This is a genomic window from Streptomyces spongiicola, from assembly GCF_003122365.1.
Lineage (GTDB): Bacteria > Actinomycetota > Actinomycetes > Streptomycetales > Streptomycetaceae > Streptomyces > Streptomyces spongiicola.
Genome location: NZ_CP029254.1, coordinates 5,115,024 through 5,133,179, shown reverse-complemented (window position 1 = coordinate 5,133,179; position 18,156 = coordinate 5,115,024). Strand labels below are relative to the sequence as shown.

General features: G+C 70.2%; 12 protein-coding genes. 4 read left to right on the top strand and 8 right to left on the bottom strand.

The window, feature by feature from the left end:
* Window positions 1-6: 6 nt before the first annotated feature.
* The 7 genes from DDQ41_RS22540 to DDQ41_RS22510 form a co-directional block, all read right to left on the bottom strand.
* Window positions 7-1,179 carry an ABC transporter ATP-binding protein gene (locus tag DDQ41_RS22540; protein WP_109296113.1) on the bottom strand — a complete coding sequence of 391 codons (1,173 nt, stop codon included), beginning with the start codon at window positions 1,177-1,179 and terminating at the stop codon, window positions 7-9.
* Entirely contained in the window at window positions 1,172-2,230 is a 1,059-nt protein-coding gene (locus DDQ41_RS22535; protein WP_109296112.1) for an ABC transporter ATP-binding protein, read from the bottom strand. Before DDQ41_RS22535 ends, DDQ41_RS22540 begins: the two co-directional genes overlap by 8 nt.
* Before the next feature lie 11 nt (window positions 2,231-2,241).
* Window positions 2,242-3,204, bottom strand: coding sequence for an ABC transporter permease (locus tag DDQ41_RS22530; RefSeq protein WP_174720311.1), 963 nt, complete (start codon window positions 3,202-3,204; stop codon window positions 2,242-2,244).
* Window positions 3,197-4,126, bottom strand: coding sequence for an ABC transporter permease (locus DDQ41_RS22525; RefSeq protein ID WP_167450273.1), 930 nt, complete (start codon window positions 4,124-4,126; stop codon window positions 3,197-3,199). The genes DDQ41_RS22530 and DDQ41_RS22525 overlap by 8 nt, the downstream gene beginning before the upstream one ends.
* A gap of 129 nt (window positions 4,127-4,255) precedes the next feature.
* Window positions 4,256-5,872 (bottom strand): peptide ABC transporter substrate-binding protein, encoded by a 1,617-nt coding sequence (locus DDQ41_RS22520; protein ID WP_109296111.1) that lies wholly within the window; start codon window positions 5,870-5,872, stop codon window positions 4,256-4,258.
* A gap of 417 nt (window positions 5,873-6,289) precedes the next feature.
* Entirely contained in the window at window positions 6,290-8,197 is a 1,908-nt protein-coding gene (typA, locus tag DDQ41_RS22515) for a translational GTPase TypA (protein ID WP_109296110.1), read from the bottom strand.
* 539 nt (window positions 8,198-8,736) lie between these two features.
* Entirely contained in the window at window positions 8,737-11,208 is a 2,472-nt protein-coding gene (locus tag DDQ41_RS22510) for an ABC transporter family substrate-binding protein (protein WP_109296109.1), read from the bottom strand.
* Window positions 11,209-11,510: 302 nt separating this feature from the next.
* On the opposite strand from DDQ41_RS22510, the gene DDQ41_RS22505 reads away from it, so the two are divergent.
* From DDQ41_RS22505 to DDQ41_RS22490, 4 genes are read left to right on the top strand one after another with little or no spacing between them, the layout of a single operon-like run.
* Window positions 11,511-11,741, top strand: coding sequence for a hypothetical protein (locus DDQ41_RS22505; protein ID WP_109296108.1), 231 nt, complete (start codon window positions 11,511-11,513; stop codon window positions 11,739-11,741).
* Between the two features lie 8 nt (window positions 11,742-11,749).
* Window positions 11,750-12,568 (top strand): hypothetical protein, encoded by an 819-nt coding sequence (locus tag DDQ41_RS22500; RefSeq protein WP_109296107.1) that lies wholly within the window; start codon window positions 11,750-11,752, stop codon window positions 12,566-12,568.
* A 17-nt stretch (window positions 12,569-12,585) separates the two neighbouring features.
* Window positions 12,586-14,538: a fumarate reductase/succinate dehydrogenase flavoprotein subunit gene (locus tag DDQ41_RS22495; protein ID WP_109296106.1), complete on the top strand. Its 1,953-nt coding sequence runs from the start codon at window positions 12,586-12,588 to the stop codon at window positions 14,536-14,538.
* Window positions 14,535-15,314: a succinate dehydrogenase/fumarate reductase iron-sulfur subunit gene (locus tag DDQ41_RS22490; RefSeq protein WP_109296105.1), complete on the top strand. Its 780-nt coding sequence runs from the start codon at window positions 14,535-14,537 to the stop codon at window positions 15,312-15,314. The genes DDQ41_RS22495 and DDQ41_RS22490 overlap by 4 nt, the downstream gene beginning before the upstream one ends.
* Before the next feature lie 196 nt (window positions 15,315-15,510).
* On the opposite strand, the gene DDQ41_RS22485 is transcribed toward DDQ41_RS22490, so the two are convergent.
* A complete protein-coding gene (locus DDQ41_RS22485) occupies window positions 15,511-18,147 on the bottom strand; it encodes a SpoIIE family protein phosphatase (RefSeq protein WP_109296104.1) in 2,637 nt (878 codons plus the stop codon).
* Window positions 18,148-18,156 lie beyond the last annotated feature (9 nt).

Here is an 18,156-nt window from a genome sequence, read left to right as displayed (position 1 = left end):
CGCGGTCTAACCCGCGTGCACGACGTCCTTTTCCTCGGCGAAGTGGCAGGCCGACTCGTGTGCGGCGGGAGTGTCCTGGCCCGCGAAGTACTCAGGAACGGCCAGCAGCGGCACCTCGGTGGCGCACTTCTCCTGAGCCTTCCAGCACCGGGTACGGAAGCGGCACCCCGACGGCGGGTTCGCCGGCGACGGGACGTCCCCCGAGAGGATGATCCGCTCCCGGCCATCGCGCGACGCGGGGTCGGGCACCGGCACCGCGGACAGCAGAGCCTGGGTGTACGGATGTGTCGGATGGTCGTAGATCTGCGTGTCCGTGCCGATCTCCGCCATCTGGCCCAGGTACATCACGCCGACACGGTCGGAGATGTGCCGGACGATGGACAGGTCGTGTGCGATGAAGACGTAGGAGAGGTTGAACTCGTCCTGAAGCCTCTTCATCAGGTTGATGACCTGCGCTTGGACGGAGACGTCGAGCGCCGACACCGGCTCGTCGCAGACGATGATCTCCGGGTTCAGCGCGAGGCCCCGGGCAATGCCGATGCGCTGCCGCTGACCGCCGGAGAACTGATGCGGGTACCGGTTGACGTACTCGGGGTTCAGGCCGACGACGTCCAGCAACTCCTGCACCTTGCGGCGCCGGTCGCCCTTGGGGGCCACCTCGGGGTGGATGTCGAAGGGCTCCCCGATGATGTCGCCGACCGTCATGCGGGGATTGAGCGAGGTGTACGGGTCCTGGAAGACCATCTGGATGTTCCGGCGGACGGCCTTCAGCGCACGCCCGGACAGTCGGGTGATGTCCTGCCCCTTGTAGAAGACCTCACCGGACGTGGCGGTCTCGAGCGACATCAGCAGTTTGGCGACGGTCGACTTGCCGCAACCGGACTCGCCGACGATGCCGAGGGTCTCGCCCTGGTGAAGATCGAACGAGACGCCGTCCACGGCCTTGACCGCACCGATCTTCTTCTTGAGCAGGATGCCCTGGGTCATCGGAAAGTGCTTGACCAGATTGCGTACCCGGAGGATCGGCTCGCCGCGGTCAGCCGACACGTCAAGGCCGACAGCGGCCCCCGCCTCGATGGCAGAGTCGCCCCTCCCGGTCTCGGTCGCGTTCGGCGTCGCGCCCACGGAGTCCGTGGTCGAGCCCTCGGCCGACGGGGCGGCCTTTCGGAGCTCAGCCATGGATCGTCTCCTTCCAGAAGTGGCACGCGCTTCCGCGGCCGGGGAGCTCGGCGCCGTCCTGCTCGGTCACCTGGTGCAGAGCCGGGACATCCGTGCGGCAGACGTCATCGGCCTTCGGGCAGCGCGGGTTGAACGCACAACCGGTCGGGATGCGCGTCAGGTTGGGCGGAAGGCCCTTGATCGCGTACAGCTCCTGGCCCTTCTGGTCCAGGCGGGGGATCGAGTCGAGCAGGCCCCGGGTGTACGGATGGGCCGGGCGCTTGTACAGCTCGTGGACCGGCGCGGTCTCGACGATCCGACCCGCGTACATCACCGCGATCTTGTCCGCGACGTCCGCGACCACACCGAGGTCGTGGGTGATCAGGATCAGGCCCATGTTGTACTCGGCCTGAAGCTCCGCCAGCAGATCCATGACCTGCGCCTGGACGGTCACGTCGAGCGCGGTGGTCGGCTCGTCGGCGATGATCAGATCCGGCTCCAGCGCGAGTGCCATGGCGATCATGATGCGCTGGCGCATACCGCCGGAAAACTGGTGCGGGTAGTCGCCGACCCTGGCCGCGGCTGCCGGGATCTTCACCCGGTCCATCAGCTCGATGGACTTGACCTTGGCTTCCTTCTTCGACAGACCCTCGTGCACCCTGAACATCTCACCGAGCTGGTAGCCCACCGACAGCACCGGATTCAGGGACGACAGTGCATCCTGGAAGATCATCGCGATCTTGCGGCCGCGGAGCGCACGGCGTTCCTCGGCGGACATCCTGAGCATGTCCTGCCCGCGGAAGCGGATCTCACCCTTGGGGATACGCCCCGGAGGCATGTCCAGGATGCCCATGACGGCCTGGGCCGTCACGGACTTGCCCGAGCCGGACTCGCCGAGCACGGCGAGCGTCTCACCGGCGCTGACGGAGTAGTTCACCCCGTTGACGGCCTTGGTGACGCCGTCCCGGGTGTGGAACTCCACATGCAGGTCGCGGACTTCGAGCAGCGGGCCTTCGTGCTGCCGACCGCCGCGGGGGGCGGGGACGTCCGCCGTTGTTTCGATGATGGTCATGTACGCCTCCCTCAGCGCAGCTTGGGGTCGAGGGCGTTGCGTACCGCATCGCCGAACATGAGGAACGCGAGCACCGTGATCGAGACCATCACCGAGGGGATGATCAGGACGTGGGGCGCGTTTCGGAGCTGCTCGCGTCCGCTGGAGACGTCGACGCCCCAGGACACGGTGGGCTCGGCCAGACCGACGCCGAGGAACGACAGCGTCGCCTCGGCCGCGATGTAGCCGCCCAGGGCGAGGGTGGCGACGACGATGATCGGGGCGAGGGCGTTGGGCAGGACGTGCCGGATCAGGATGCGGCTGGTGGAGGCGCCGAGCGCCTTGGCGGCCACCACGTAGTCGGCCTGCTTGATGTTGATGACCGCGCCGCGGGCGACACGGGCGATCACGGTCCAGCCGAGGAACACCAGGGCGAGGATGACCACCCAGATGGAGCGGTTCTCGAAGCCGGTCAGCACGACGAGCGCGCCCAGCAGGAACGGGATGCCCATGAAGATGTCGGTGACGCGCGACAGCAGCGAGTCGGTGAGGCCGCCGAAGTAGCCGGCCGCCATGCCGATGATGGTCCCGATGATCGTGACCAGCGCGGTGACGCCGACACCCACCATGATCGAGGCACGGGCGCCGTAGATGACCCGCGCGTAGATGGAACGCCCCTGGCCGTCGTAGCCGAACCAGTCCGGGGCGAAGAAGTGGCCCCAGTTGGGGTGCTGCAGGTAGTGGTTGGCCAGGTCGGCGTCACGCGGCGAGGCCGAGGTGAACAGGCCCGGGAAGGCCGAGATGGCCAGCAGCACCAGGATGAGCCCGGCGGAGATCAGGAACAGCGGGTTGCGGCGCAGGTCGCCCCAGGCGTCGGACCAGAGGCTGCGCGCCTTCTCCGGCTTGGCGGTCACGGCCGCGGGGGCGTCGTCCGGTGCGGTGGCGCTGACCTCGGTCTCGGCGGACACCGCGGTGGCTGCGGTCTTCTCAGGCATACCGGATCCTCGGGTCCAGGACCGCGTAGAGCAGGTCGACGAGCAGGCTGGCGAGCAGATAGACGAGGACGATCAGTGAGGCGATGCCGACGACGGTGGCGCCCTCGCGGCGGAACAGCGCCTCGTAGATGGCGTCACCGACACCCTGCACGTTGAAGATGCCCTCGGTGACGATCGCCCCGGCCATCAGGTTGCCGATGTCGGTACCGAGGAAGGTGACCACCGGGATGAGCGAGTTGCGCATCAGGTGGACGCCGACGATGCGGCGGCGCGGCAGGCCCTTGGCCACCGCGGTGCGCATGTAGTCGGCGCGCAGGTTCTCCGCCATCGACGTACGGGTCAGACGGGCCACGTAGGCCAGGGAGAGCGAGCCGAGGACGATCGCCGGCAGGAACAGGTCGCCGAAGCTCTCGGAGTCCTGCACGGTCGGGGTGGTCAGCCCCAGCTGGAACGCGAACAGGTACTGCATCAGATAGCCCAGCACGAAGGAGGGCATCGAGATCAGCACCAGGGTCAGGCCGAGGAGGCCGCGGTCGCGGACCGACTCGGGCCTCAGGCCCGCCACGATGCCGAGTCCGATACCGACGATCACCGTGAAGGCGAAGGCGAACAGCGTCAGCCGCACGGAGACGGGGAACGCCTGGCCGATGATCTCGGAGATGGGACGACCACTGCCGATCTCCGTACCGAAGTCGCCCTGCAGCAGGCCGGTCAGGTAGTTCACGTACTGCTGCCACAGGGGGAGGTCGAGACCGAGCTCGTGCCGCTTCGCCTCGAGGACGGCGGGGTCGAAAGCCTGGTCTCCCATGAGCGCTCTGACGGGGTCGCCGGGAAGCGCGTACATCATGGCGAAGATCAAAAAAGTTGACCCGATGAACACCGGGATCATCTGGAGCAGTCGTCGTGCGACGTAGCGCCCCATATGTGCCTCCGTGAGGGGTTTACCGGTCCGGGGGCGCTGATGCGCAGCACACACGCCCCGGACCACCGCCGCCGCCGGATGACCGACGGCGGCGGGTGATGGCCGAGTGGGGTTGGGACCCGTCAAGGGTTACTTGACGGTGACTCCGGTCAGCTCGAGGTCACCGTGGAAGTCGACCTCCACGTTGTCGACGCCCTTGCCGTGGCCACCGTTGATCCGGTAGTACCACAGCGGGATCGCCGGCATCTCCTCGAGCAGCTTCTTCTCGACCTCCTGGTAGCCCTTCACGGACTCCTCGAGGGAGTTGGCCTTGTCGGCCTCCGCCATCATCTTGTCGATGGCGGCGTTCTTGAAGCGACCGTTGTTCGCCTCGGCGCCGGAGTGGTAGAGCTCCTTGATGAAGTTCACGTTGACCGGGTAGTCGGCCACCCAGCCGCCGCGGTACATCGACTTCACCTGGTCGTTGTCGCGGGCCTCGAGGTCCGTGGCGAAGTCCGGCTTGGCGTCGCCGACGCAGTCGACACCGGTCGCGTTGCGGATGGACTCGCAGACGGCGGTCACCCACTCCTTGTGGCCACCGTCGGAGTTGTACTGGATGAGGACCTTGTTGCCCGGGACGCCGCCGCCCTCGGTCACCAGCTGCTTCGCCTTGGCCGGGTTGTACGTGAACACGTCGGTGCCCAGGTCCTGGTTGCCCTTGACCTGCGGCGGCACGAAGCTCGTCGCGGGGGTGCGGGTGCTGTTCAGGACGGTCTTGGTGATCGTCTCACGGTCGATCGCCATGGACAGACCCTGGCGCACCTTCGGGTCCATGTCCTTGAACGTCGAGGTGTAGAACGCCGGGACGAGGGTCTGGATCGCCGCGTACGGCTGCTCGATGGCGCCCTCGCCGAGGTCCTGCTTGTACTTCGGCAGGTCGGTCGGGCCGACCTGGCGGATGATGTCCAGGTTGCCGGAGACGACGTCCTGGTACGCGGCCTCGACGGTCGCGTAGTTCTTGAACTGGATGCCCTTGTTCTTCGCCTTGTTGGGGCCCTGGTAGTCAGGGTTGGCCGCAACCTGGATCAGCTTCTTGTGGGTCCACTTCTCGAACTTGTACGGACCGTTGCCGATCGGCTTCTTGCCGAACGCCTTCGGGTCGTCGTAGAAGACCTTCGGCAGCGGGGCGAAGGTGGCATAGCCCAGCTTGTAGTTGAAGTACGGGACCTTCTCGGTCAGCGTAATGGTGAAGGTGGTGTCGTCCACGACCTTCAGACCCGACATCTTGTCGGCCTTCGGCTCACCCTTCTCGGGGTGGACGTCGGCGTAGCCGGCGATGTCCGAGAACCAGAAGCTGTTCTGCTGCTGGTTCTTGACGTTGGCGTACCAGTTCCACGCGTCGACGTAGGACTGCGCGGTGACGGCCTCGCCGTTGTGGAACTTCCAGCCGGACTTCAGCTTGACGGTCCAGGTCTTCGAGTCGGTAGTGGTGACGGACTCGGCGTTCGTGTAGACGATCTCGCCCTTGGAGTCGAAGTCCAGCAGCTGAGTGAAGAGCGACTGGATGACGTAGGAGCCGAGGCTCTCGTTGGTGTCGGCCGGGATCAGCGGCTTCTGCGGCTCGCCGACGTCGATCGAGACGTAGCCCTCGGGCTTGCCCGACGGGCTCTTCTTGCCCTCGTCACCACTGCCACCGCCACAGGCGGTGGCCGCCATCGCGACGACGATCGCACCGGCCACCCACTTGGCGCTCTTGGCACCGCGCATGGGTTCCTCCTCATGAGTCCACTAGTCACTACAAGAAGGGCACTCTGTCTACGCGCGCTGACACCCCTGACAGCGCGCCCGTCAAGTACCGCGAGTGTGCTCGTGAGCCGGCGCTCCCCACCGCGCTTGACCCATTGACCCGAGCTCAACGGAGCCAACTATTAAGGAGGCGAGGGCCGTAAACCACACTTAAAGGGTCTCGTTTTGACAACATCGGCGGAGTCGGTCGGCCCGAAATCCGGACAAAGCGATCAGAGACAGACACCCGCGAAACGGACCCTTGACACAAGTTCCGGGGAACGGCATCCGATAAACGAACGCGACAGCCAGAGCCGGTGGCCGAAATGAGGTTGACGAGAGGCCCGGCACTCCTCCGTGTCCGGGGGAGCCGGGCCTCTGCCGAGGAGGTGGCGCGGTTCAGCCGTGCTTGGCACGCGAGGCGGCGCGGGCACGCTCGCGGGCGTCCAGGTTGACCTTGCGGATGCGCACGGCCTCCGGGGTCACCTCGACGCACTCGTCGTCGCGGCAGAACTCCAGCGACTGCTCCAGCGACAGCTTGCGCGGCGGCACGATGGACTCCGCGACATCGGCCGTGGAGGAGCGCATGTTCGTGAGCTTCTTCTCCTTGGTGATGTTCACGTCCATGTCGTCGGAGCGGGAGTTCTCGCCGACGATCATGCCCTCGTAGACCTCGGTGCCCGGCTCGACGAAGAGCACACCGCGCTCCTGGAGGTTGGTCATGGCGAAGGCGGTGACGGCACCGGACCGGTCCGCGACCAGCGAGCCGTTGTTGCGGGTCTGCAGGTTGCCGAACCACGGCTCGTGGCCCTCGTGGATCGAGTGGGCGATCCCGGTGCCGCGGGTGTTGGTCAGGAACTCGGTACGGAAGCCGATCAGGCCGCGGGACGGCACCACGAACTCCATGCGGACCCAGCCGGAGCCGTGGTTGGACATGTTGTCCATACGGCCCTTGCGCACGCCCATGAGCTGGGTGACGGCGCCCATGTGCTCCTCGGGCACGTCGATGGTCATGCGCTCGACCGGCTCGTGCAGCCTGCCGTCGACCTCCTTGGTGACCACCTGGGGCTTGCCTATGGTCAGCTCGAAGCCCTCCCGGCGCATGGTCTCGACGAGGATCGCCAGGGCCAGCTCGCCGCGGCCCTGGACCTCCCAGGCGTCGGGGCGCTCGGTGTCGAGGACCCGCAGCGAGACGTTGCCGATCAGCTCCCGGTCGAGGCGGTCCTTGACCTGGCGGGCGGTGACCTTGCGGTCCTTGACACCGCCCTTGTTGTCCGCGCCCTTGCCGGTGGCGCCCCGGCCCACGAGAGGGGAGGTGTTGGTGCCGATGGTCATGGAGATCGCCGGCTCGTCGACCGTGATCAGCGGCAGCGCAACCGGGTTCTCCGGGTCGGCCAGGGTCTCGCCGATCATGATGTCGGGAATGCCGGCGACGGCGCAGATGTCACCGGGGCCCGCGACCTCGGCGGGCTTGCGGGTGAGCGCCTCGGTCATCATCAGCTCGGAGATGCGGACGCCGGCGACCGAGCCGTCGCGCTTGATCCACGCCACCGTCTGGCCCTTGCGGAGTTCGCCCTGCTCGACGCGGAGCAGCGCGATGCGGCCGAGGAAGTTGTCGGCGTCGAGGTTGGTGACGTGGGCCTGGAGGGGAGCGCCCTCGTCGTACGTCGGGGCCGGGATGTGCGCCAGGATGGTGGAGAAGAACGGCTCCAGGCTCTCGCTGTCGGCCGGGACGGTGCCGTCCTCCGGCTTGGTCAGCGACGCGACGCCGTCACGGCCGCAGGCGTAGACGATCGGGAACTCGATCTGGTCCTCGTCGGCGTCCAGGTCGAGGAACAGGTCGTAGGTCTCGTTGACGACCTCGTCGATCCGGGAGTCCGGGCGGTCGGTCTTGTTGATGCACAGGATGACCGGCATCCGCCGCTGGAGCGCCTTGCGGAGCACGAAACGCGTCTGCGGGAGCGGGCCCTCGGAGGCGTCCACCAGCAGCACCACGCCGTCGACCATCGACAGACCCCGCTCGACCTCGCCGCCGAAGTCGGCGTGGCCGGGGGTGTCGATGATGTTGATGGTGATGGGCGACCCACCGTCCTTGGGGTGGTACTTCACCGCCGTGTTCTTCGCGAGGATCGTGATGCCCTTCTCACGCTCCAGGTCGTTCGAGTCCATGACCCGGTCGTCGACGGAGTCGAGCTGGTGCGCGGCGAAGGCTCCGGCCTGCTTCAGCATGGCGTCGACTATGGTCGTCTTGCCGTGGTCGACGTGGGCGACGATGGCGACGTTGCGGATGTCGTGGCGCGTGGGCATGGGTGGCTTGCGCTTCTCTCGGGTCGTGGGATGCGGCGTCTGTTTCCTCTTACGCCCGCCGGGCGGACGCGCCACGGCTGTGTCCATGGTACGGGGCCACCGCGCAAGGGGCTTCCCGGGCCGATCCGACCCGGCACGACCTTGCCCGCCGGGACCTCCGGCACGCAAGGGACTTGAGCGGCATCTGAGGTCCGGCTCACCGGAGCGGAGGGTTCCGCAACGGGTGCGGCAGACCGCGCGACGCGCGCTTCCGACTCCCCGCACGCGCAACCGGGCACCCGGGGCCGCCCCGGGGCCCGGCCCGCACGGAGCCGGCCGCACCCGGCGGCGCCGGGCACCGGGACTTCCCCTACGGGTCCGCACGGAGCCGACCCCGGGCCTGACCCGACCCGACCCGACCCGACCCGACCCGACCGGCGGAGCGTGACCCTCCGCTCCCGTCGGTGGACGGTGGGGCGGTCAAGGAGCGGCCACGGGCGGGCTCGGCCCCGCACCCGCCGGCCGGCCGGCTCCTCGCCGCGCGGCGGGCAGCCACTCGCTCAGTCCCGCTCCGCCCCGTGCGCCGGCTCCGCCTTCACAAAGCCGATGTCCTGGTAGCGCGGTGCCGAGAAGCCGAAGGCGCCCGCGTTGACCAGGCCGTACTTCACGGCCACCAGCTCCGGACGCTGGTAGAGGGGGATGGAGGCCGCCGCGGCCCAGATCCGGGAGTCGACCTGCTTCATCAGATCGCGGGCCTTCCTCTCGTCCAGCTCGGAGACGGCTTCGTCGAAGAGCTGGTCGATACGGTCCGTACCGACCCGGGTGTAGTTCTGCTCCACCAGCAGCGACCCGTCCGTCGCGGGCTGCGGCTTGGCGTAGATCGGGCGGGCGTCGGTCGCCGGGTAGGCCGTCGCCGGCCAGGACCAGAGGGCGAGGTCGTAGTGCCCCGAGGCGATGTGGTCCCTGAAGAAGGACTCGTCCGCGACCTTCCGCACCTCCGTACTGATCCCGATCCGGTCCAGCATCGTGCGGATGCGGTCCGCGACCGTGCGCAGCGGTTCGGATCCCGGGCCCGAGGGGAGGACGAAGCGCAGGCTGAGCGGCTGGCCGTCCTTGCCGAGCGGTCCCGCGACCGGGTTCCGGCCCGGGGCCCTGGTGCCGACCGGCGCATAGGCGCCCGGGACTCCGCCTTCCCTCCCGTACGCCTCGGGCATCGCCTTGTCCCCGTCGCTGCCGGCGGGAAGCGCCATGGGACCGCGGGCGCCCGGCTTGTCGTCACCCCCGGTGCCGGGGGCGGCCGCGGGGGGCACGGGGGCCGCGTGGGCCGCGGGGGGCTGGGCAACCGCTGACGGGCTCTGCGCACCGGGCGCCTGCGGCGCCGGACTCCCCGCCACCGGGCCACTCACCGCCGGACCACCCGCGGGGCTCCCCGCCACCGGACTTCCGGCCGCCGGACTCCCCGCCACCGGGCTCCCGGCCGCCGGACTCCCCGCCACCGGGCTCCCGGCCGCCGGACTCCCGGCCGCGGGGGTCTGCTCGGGGCCCGCCTTCGTACCGGAATCCGCCGCCCGGGCGCCCTCCGGGGTCCAGCCCGCGTCGGCGAGCAGTGCCTGGGCCTCCTCGGTGTCCTGCCCGCCGAGCGCACCGCTGCTGTCCGCGTAGGCGGGCTGCCCGGCGAGCGCCAGATGGCTGCCGACGGGCTTCGCGGGCAGTCCGAGCGGCTTCAGCACGGTCTCGGCGAGCGCCCGGCGGTCCAGCGCCCGTGCCACGGCACGCCGTACCCGCTCGTCCGCGAGCGGTCCGGACTCCCCGTTGAGGGCGAGCTGGGTGTAGGCGGGCTCCAGGGACTTGCGGACCACGAATCCGCGCAGCCCGGTCTGATCGCTGCTGAACCCCGCCGGCCCGGCGTCGCCGCGCTCCCGCGCGATCGGCCCGCTGCCCCCGTCCGCGGTCTGCCCGGATCCTCCGGCGGAACGTTCCCGCTCCGGGCCGCCGCCGGATTCCCCGGCCGCCGCGGAAGCCGCCCCCGGACCGCTTCCGCCACTCCCGCCACTCCCGTCGCTCCCGTCGCTCGGGTCCTCATGCGCCACCGCGATACGGTCCGCGACGCCCCGGTCGATCTCGGCCAGATCGACGTCGCCCGTGGCGAGCGCCGCCGCGCGCCGGTCGCGCGGCACGGCCCGCAGCACGATCGAGTCGAGCTTGGCCGGATCCCCCCACCAGCGCGGGTTGCGGACGAGGGTGACGGTGCCGCCCTCACCGTCGACCTTCTGCAGGGCGAACGGCCCCGCGGTCACGGGGAGTTCCGAGCGGGCCCCGTCGTTGAAGGACGCCGGGGTGCCCATCGTCTCCTTCGGGTAGAGCGGGGAGAACAGCGAGCGCCAGTCGGCGTACGGCCTGGCGAAGGTGACCCGGACCTCCAGGTCGCTCTTGCCCCGTTCGATCTTCTCGATCCGCTCGTAGCCGGCGTTGCGCGCGGTCCAGTACGCCGTGTCCCTGCCGCTGAGCGCCCGCCACTGGGCGACGAAGTCCGGTGCGCCGATCTCCCTCCCGTCCGTCCAGACCGCCTCCTGGTTGAGCTTGTAGAGGACGACCTGCTTGGGCTCGCGGTCGACGAGTTCGGCCGATTCCAGATAGTCGGGGTTGAGCTGCGGGCGGCCTCGCCGGTCCAGCGTGAAGAGGGTGGGGAGGACGGCTCCGGCGACCCGGCTGGTGGCGCTGTCCGCGTCGGCCTGGAACGCGTTGAGTGTGGTGGGTACGGAGTCGACGGCCCATCGCAGGGTGCCGCCCTTCTCCACCCGGTCGCGCCCGGTGTGGCCGATGTCCGAGGGGACCGCCACGGCGTCGGAGCGGCCTGCCCCGGACGTGCAGCCGGCCAGCACCGGCAGCACCAGCACGCCGCTGGTGAGGAGCGCCACCGAGCGCAGGGTGCGGGCGCGGCCGGGAAGGACACGGCCGGGAAGGGCACCGGGGGTGCGCAGGCGCGGCGTACGGGAGCATGTCCTCCCGCGCGGGGCGTCGACCTCGGACATGACATATACCCCTTCGTCCGGTTGACCGGGCATCCGGTGGATTCTGGCGATGATCACACCTATTGCGCCTCCACTGAAAAGGACGGAGGGCGGGGAGCGGCGCCGACACGGCGGAGCGGTCCGAAAACCCCACCCACACGGCCCAGCGGAGAGCCCCTAACGGGTGGCGCGTACCGCGAATGGGTGCACGCACCCTTCACAAGCGGGGACGTGACGCGCGACACTCGCAGGCGCACACAGCCCTCTGGGGGACCACCCCAGACACCCGCATGCCACCGCGACCGCGGAAGTGAGGGCAGTTCATGTCCCTGCAGGACGAGTTGACGGACGTCAAGCGCCGTCTCGACGACCTGACCCGCACGGTCGAACGGCTGGAGCGGAGCCTCGCGCCCAAGCGCGGGGACGCATCCCGGACCCAGCCGGCCGACCGCCCGAGAGACCTGGTCACCATTCCCGACACCCCGTACGACAGTTCGCTGTGGACGGACTCGGACGACGAAGGCCTGGGTGCGCGCGACCGGCACGCGCCCTAGGAGCTTCGTTGGCCACAGGCACCGAACCTCGTACCGACACAGGCGTACGCGGCGCCACGCGCGCCGCCATCGCCGCCCGCCACCTCAGGACCGACCGGTGGTGGCTCGCGCCCGCCGCGACCGCCGGCGGCCTGCTCGCCTTCATCGTCTACTCGACGTGGCGGGCCTTCGCGAACAGCGACTACTACGCGGCGCCCTATGTCTCGCCGTTCTACTCGCCCTGTCTCGCCGAGAACTGCGTACCCATGAAGGGCGGGCCCAACTGGGAGGTCTTCGGCAGCTGGTGGAGTCTGTCCCCCGCCCTGCTGATCCTGGTCTTCCCGCTGGGTTTCCGGCTGACCTGCTACTACTACCGCAAGGCCTACTACCGCGGCTTCTGGGCCTCGCCGCCGGCCTGCGCGGTCGCCGAGCCGCACACGAAGTACACGGGCGAGACCCGCTTCCCGCTGATCCTGCAGAACATCCACCGCTACTTCTTCTACGCGGCGCTGCCGGTGGCGGTCATCCTCACCTACGACACGGCCCTCGCCTTCCGCGACGAGGACTACGCCTGGGGCCATATGGGCCTGGGCACCCTGGTCTTCCTCGTGAACATCGTGCTGATCTGGGCGTACACCCTGTCCTGCCACTCCTGCCGGCACATCATCGGCGGCCGGCTGCGGCACTTCTCCAGGCACCCGGTGCGCTATCGGATGTGGGGTCTCGTCGGCAAGCTGAATGAGCGTCACATGCTGCTCGCCTGGGCTTCGTTGATCAGCGTGGCGGTGGCCGACTTCTACGTCTACCTGCTCGCCTCCGGCGCCTTCGCCGATCCGCGCTTCTTCTAGGGGAAAGGTGCTGAACCATGACTGAGCTCGAACGGCAGCAGTGGGACGTTGTCGTCGTGGGCGCGGGTGGTGCGGGGCTCCGGGCCGCCATCGAGGCGCGCGAGGCGGGCGCTCGTACGGCCGTCATCTGCAAGTCCCTGTTCGGCAAGGCTCACACCGTGATGGCGGAGGGCGGGATCGCCGCCTCCATGGGCAATGTGAACCCCCGCGACAACTGGCAGGTCCACTTCCGCGACACCATGCGCGGCGGCAAGTTCCTCAACCAGTGGCGGATGGCCGAGCTGCACGCCCAGGAGGCCCCCGACCGGGTCTGGGAACTGGAGACCTGGGGCGCGCTCTTCGACCGCACCGGGGACGGGAAGATCTCACAGCGCAACTTCGGCGGCCACGAGTACCCGCGGCTGGCGCACGTCGGCGACCGGACCGGGCTGGAGCTGATCCGGACCCTCCAGCAGAAGATCGTCTCGCTCCAGCAGGAGGACGAGCGGGAGTCCGGCGACTACGAGGCCCGGCTGAAGGTCTTCCAGGAGTGCACGGTGACCCGGGTGCTCAAGGACGGCGACCGGGTCGCGGGCGCGTTCTGCTACGAGCGCGAGTCCGGCCGCTTCTTCGTGCTCGAGGCGCCGGCCGTCGTCCTGGCCACCGGAGGCATCGGCAAGTCCTTCAAGGTGACCTCCAACTCCTGGGAGTACACCGGCGACGGGCACGCGCTGGCGCTGCTGGCCGGGGCACCGCTGCTGAACATGGAGTTCGTGCAGTTCCACCCGACCGGGATGGTCTGGCCGCCCTCGGTGAAGGGCATCCTCGTCACCGAGTCGGTGCGCGGCGACGGCGGGGTGCTGCGCAACTCCGAGGGCAGGCGCTTCATGTTCGACTACGTCCCCGACGTCTTCAAGGAGAAGTACGCGGAGTCGGAGGAGGAGGGCGACCGCTGGTACGAGGACCCGGACGGCAACCGGCGTCCCCCCGAGCTGCTCCCCCGCGACGAGGTCGCCCGGGCCATCAACGCCGAGGTGAAGGCGGGCCGCGGCTCACCGCACGGCGGGGTGTTCCTGGACGTCTCGACCCGGATGCCGGCCGAGGTGATCAGGCGCCGACTGCCGTCCATGTACCACCAGTTCAAGGAGCTGGCGGACGTGGACATCACCGCGGAGGCCATGGAGGTCGGGCCGACCTGCCATTATGTGATGGGCGGGATCGCGGTCGACTCGGACACGGCTGCCGCGGCCGGTGTCCCGGGCCTGTACGCCGCGGGCGAGGTCGCCGGCGGTATGCACGGCTCCAACCGACTGGGCGGCAACTCGCTCTCGGACCTGCTGGTCTTCGGCCGGCGCGCCGGACTGCACGCCGCCGAGTACGCCGCGGACCTCGACGGGCGGCTGCCCGCCGTGGCCGAGGAGCAGATCGACGCGGCCGCGGCGGAGGCGCTGCGGCCGTTCAGCGCCGGGGCCCCCGAGCCGGACACCCCGCCGGAGAACCCGTACACGCTCCACCAGGAACTCCAGCAGACGATGAACGACCTCGTCGGCATCATCCGGCGGGAGGCCGAGATGGCGCAGGCGCTGAAGAGGCTCGCCGACCTCCGGGTCCGGGCCCGGCGGGCGGGCGTGGAGGGCCACCGCCAGTTCAACCCAGGCTGGCATCTCGCCCTGGACCTGCGCAACATGCTGCTGGTCAGCGAGTGCGTCGCCCGTTCCGCGCTGGAGCGCACCGAGAGCCGCGGCGGCCACACCCGCGAGGACAACCCCGCCATGGAGCGGGAGTGGCGCCGGATCAATCTGCTGTGCCGGCTCGCCGACCGCTCCGCGTCCTTCGGGCCGGTGGAGCCCGGCGCACCGCCGGCCGACCCGGTACGCGGCCAGATCGACCTCGCGCGGAAGACCGCCGCGCCCATCCGCCCCGACCTGCTCGCCCTCTTCGAGAAGGAGGAGCTGGTCAAGTACCTCGCCGAAGAGGAGCTGTACGAATGAGCACGTACGACGCTCGGTTCAGGGTCTGGCGGGGCGACGGGGGCGGTGGGGGCCTCGAGGACTTCACGGTCGAGGTCCACGAGGGCGAGGTCGTCCTCGACATCATCCACCGGTTGCAGGCGACCCAGGCCCCGGACCTCGCGGTGCGCTGGAACTGCAAGGCCGGCAAGTGCGGCTCGTGCAGCGCGGAGGTCAACGGCCGGCCCCGGCTGATGTGCATGACCCGGATGTCGGTCTTCGACCGTGACGACACCGTCACGGTCACCCCGATGCGCGCCTTCCCGGTGGTGCGGGACCTGGTCACGGACGTGTCGTTCAACTACGCCAAGGCCCGTGAGGTGCCGTCCTTCGTGCCACCGCAGGGCGTCGCGGCGGGCGAGTACCGGATGCAGCAGATCGATGTGGACCGCTCACAGGAGTTCCGCAAGTGCATCGAGTGCTTCCTGTGCCAGGACACCTGCCATGTGGTGCGTGACCACGAGGAGAACAAGGCGGCGTTCGCCGGGCCGCGCTTCCTGATGCGCGTGGCCGAACTCGACATGCACCCGCTGGACGCGGCGGCCGAGTCCGGCCTCGACCGCAGGCGGACGGCCCAGGACGAGCACGGTCTGGGCTACTGCAACATCACCAAGTGCTGCACGGAGGTGTGCCCCGAGGGCATCCACATCACGGACAACGCGCTGATCCCGCTCAAGGAGCGCGCGGTCGACCGGAAGTACGACCCGCTGGTGTGGCTGGGCAGCAAGATCCGCCGCCGCGGGGAGCACACCGGATAGCGGGCTCCGCCCGTCCGTGCCCGGGCGTCCGCGTCCGGGCACGGACGGGCCTCCGGGCACGGGCACGGGCGTCCGGGCACGGACGGGCGCGCCGCGGGGCGGGCGTCCGCGCCACGCACCGGCGTCCGCGTCACGCACCGGCGTCGGCGCTTCGCGGGGCGGCCCGGACGCCGCGGACGGGCCGCCCCGCCGCGGCTCAGAACATGCTCAGCAGTTGCTCCACGCTGGGCTCCGCCGCGGAGTCCCCGTCAGGCAGCGCGAGTTCGAACCACACCGTCTTGCCCCGGGGGGTGCGGCGCGAGCCCCATGCGGCGCTCAGCAGGCCGACCAGTTGCAGCCCCCGCCCGCCCTCGTCGGTGTCCCGGGCCCGCCTGCGCCGCGGCTGTACGAGGCCGGCGTCCCACACCTCGCAGACGAGGGTGCGGTCGCGCAGCAGCCGCAGCCGGATCTCGCCCTCGCCGTACCGCAAGGCGTTGGTGACCAGCTCGCTGACGAGCAGTTCGACCGTGTCCACGAGCGGGTCGAGGTCCCAGGCGCTGAGCTGCGCCCGGGCCAGCTCGCGGGCGCGGCCGACCGACCGGGGTTCGCGCGGCAGCCGCCAGTCCCCCACGGCCTCGGCCGCCAGGCCCTGGATGCGGGCCATCAGCAGCGCGATGTCGTCCTCGCCGTGCCGGGTGTCGAGGGTGGCGAGCACATGGTCGCAGACGTCCTCGAGCGAACGGGAGCGGGATCCGCCGTCGGGGGGGACGGGCGTCCCGCCGTGCGGTGCCCCGGCGGGACCGCCGGGTGCACGGGGTTCCGGCGGGCGGGCCGGCGCGGTCAGGGCGCGGCGGAAGGCACCGAGCCCCTCGTCCAGCGGATGGTCGCGCGACTCGACGAGCCCGTCGGTGTACAGCGCGAGCAGCGCGCCCTCCGGCAGCTCGACCTGGACCTCCTCGAAGGGTTCGCCGCCGACCCCGAGGGGCATCCCGGGCGGCACGTCGAGCATCAGCGCCTCCTCGCCCGGCTCGACGAGCACCGGAGGCAGATGGCCCGCGTTGGCGAAGGTGCAGCGCCGGGTCACCGGGTCGTAGACGGCGTAGACGCAGGTCGCCAGGTAGACCTCGGAGAGCTCGGGCCCGCGGGACTTGTGGACGACCCTGGAAGCCTGCTGCGCGCCGCTGGGCGCGCCGAGGCCGCGGGCGATCTCGTCGAGCGCCGAGAGCACCTCCGCGGGCTCCAGGTCCAGCAGCGCCAGCGTCCTCACCGCGGTGCGGAGTTCGCCCATGGCGACGGCGGCGCGCAGCCCCCGCCCCATGACGTCGCCGACCACGAGTGCGGTGCGGTGGCCCGGGAGTTCGATGACGTCGAACCAGTCGCCGCCGACCTCGGTGGCGGTGTTGCCCGGGAGGTAGCGGCAGGCGATGTCGAGACCGGCGGCCTCCGGGTCGCCGGGCGGCAGCAGGCTGCGCTGGAGGATGAGTGCGCGCTCGTGCTCGCGGCGGTAGAGGCGGGCGTTGTCGATGCAGACCGCGGCACGTGCGGCCAGCTCGACGGCGAGCGCCCGGTCCCGTTCGCCGAAGGGTTCGCTGCCCTTGGCCCGGGAGAACCGGGCGAGGCCCACGACCGTGTCGTGGGCGACCATCGGCACGGCCAGCGTGGACTGGACGAGACTGCCGTCCTCGCCGGGGATGAGGCGGACCCTGGCCGTGCGAAGCGCGTCGGCGCAGGCGGAGCTGAAGGGGTAGTGGTGCACCGCGCCGACCTCTGGGCCCGCCGGAACGCCCGCCCCGGAGGCGGCGCCGAGCAGGGCGTCGGAGACGGTGCTGGCGAAGGCGACCCTGCGCAGTTCCGCGCTGCCGCCGTAGCTCTCCGGGGCCGGGCCCCAGCGCCCCGGCGGGGCCTCGTCGCCCGTGAGCAGCCCCTGGTAGAGGTCCACGGAGGCGAGGTCGCAGAAGCCGGGGACGGCGACGTCCAGCAGTTCGCGCGCGGTGGTCTCGAGGTCGAGGGAGTTGCCGATCCGGGCGCTTGCCTCGTTGAGCAGCGCGAGGTTGCGGCGGGCGCTCGCGGCCTCACGCGCGGCAATCTGACGGCGCGTCACATCGACGCCCAGCCCCGCGACCCCCACGGGCCGGCCGGAACCGCTGTGCACGCGGTAGAGGTTGACGGACCAGTGCCGCCGGTCGGAGGCGCCCGGGGCGCTGCCGACGATCTGGAGTTCGGTGACGGGCTGCCCCGTCTCCAGGACCCGCTGGAGGGCCGCGGTCATCCGATCCGCCTCGGGGCGGGAGAGGTAGTCGTGTACGGTCCGGCCCCGGTGGTCCTCCGCGCATCCGCCGAAGACGGTCGCGAAACGCTCGTTGGCCCGCAGCACGGTCAGGTCGGGGTCGAACAGAAGAAAGCCAAATGGAGATTGACCGAAAATCGCCTGCGAGGCGGCGAGGTCCGTCTCGATCCGCCGTAGGGCGCGTACGTCGACGACGATACAAAGCGCGGCACGCTCGCCGTTCTCCGTCTCACTCGGCATGACGTACACCTCGGCCAGCCCGTGCGCGCCGCGCTCACCGGGCAGGCGGAAGGGAACGAGGCCGGTCCACTCCTTGCCGTCCAGGATCTCGGCGATCCTGCGGTGACTCCGGGGGCGGAGTTCCGGGGGGATGAAGACGACGACGGGGTCCTTGCCCCTGACGTCCTCGGCGGCGATGCCGAACTGCTCGGCGGCCCGGCGGCTCCACTGGTCGACCAGCCCGTCGGGACCGATCGAGAACGACGCGACCTTGATGTAGTCGTAGATGGAGCCGGGCGGACTGCTCTGCCACACCACGCCGCTCGCCGTCTCAGGTATCTCGCTCACGCGACCGTC

Coding starts and splice junctions, on each gene's coding strand:
- DDQ41_RS22540 (WP_109296113.1), bottom strand. CDS start 1,179: ATGGCTGAGCTCCGAAAGGCCGCCCCGTCGGCCGAGGGCTCGACCACG.
- DDQ41_RS22535 (WP_109296112.1), bottom strand. CDS start 2,230: ATGACCATCATCGAAACAACGGCGGACGTCCCCGCCCCCCGCGGCGGT.
- DDQ41_RS22530 (WP_174720311.1), bottom strand. CDS start 3,204: ATGCCTGAGAAGACCGCAGCCACCGCGGTGTCCGCCGAGACCGAGGTC.
- DDQ41_RS22525 (WP_167450273.1), bottom strand. CDS start 4,126: ATGGGGCGCTACGTCGCACGACGACTGCTCCAGATGATCCCGGTGTTC.
- DDQ41_RS22520 (WP_109296111.1), bottom strand. CDS start 5,872: ATGCGCGGTGCCAAGAGCGCCAAGTGGGTGGCCGGTGCGATCGTCGTC.
- typA (WP_109296110.1), bottom strand. CDS start 8,197: ATGCCCACGCGCCACGACATCCGCAACGTCGCCATCGTCGCCCACGTC.
- DDQ41_RS22510 (WP_109296109.1), bottom strand. CDS start 11,208: ATGTCCGAGGTCGACGCCCCGCGCGGGAGGACATGCTCCCGTACGCCG.
- DDQ41_RS22505 (WP_109296108.1), top strand. CDS start 11,511: ATGTCCCTGCAGGACGAGTTGACGGACGTCAAGCGCCGTCTCGACGAC.
- DDQ41_RS22495 (WP_109296106.1), top strand. CDS start 12,586: ATGACTGAGCTCGAACGGCAGCAGTGGGACGTTGTCGTCGTGGGCGCG.
- DDQ41_RS22490 (WP_109296105.1), top strand. CDS start 14,535: ATGAGCACGTACGACGCTCGGTTCAGGGTCTGGCGGGGCGACGGGGGC.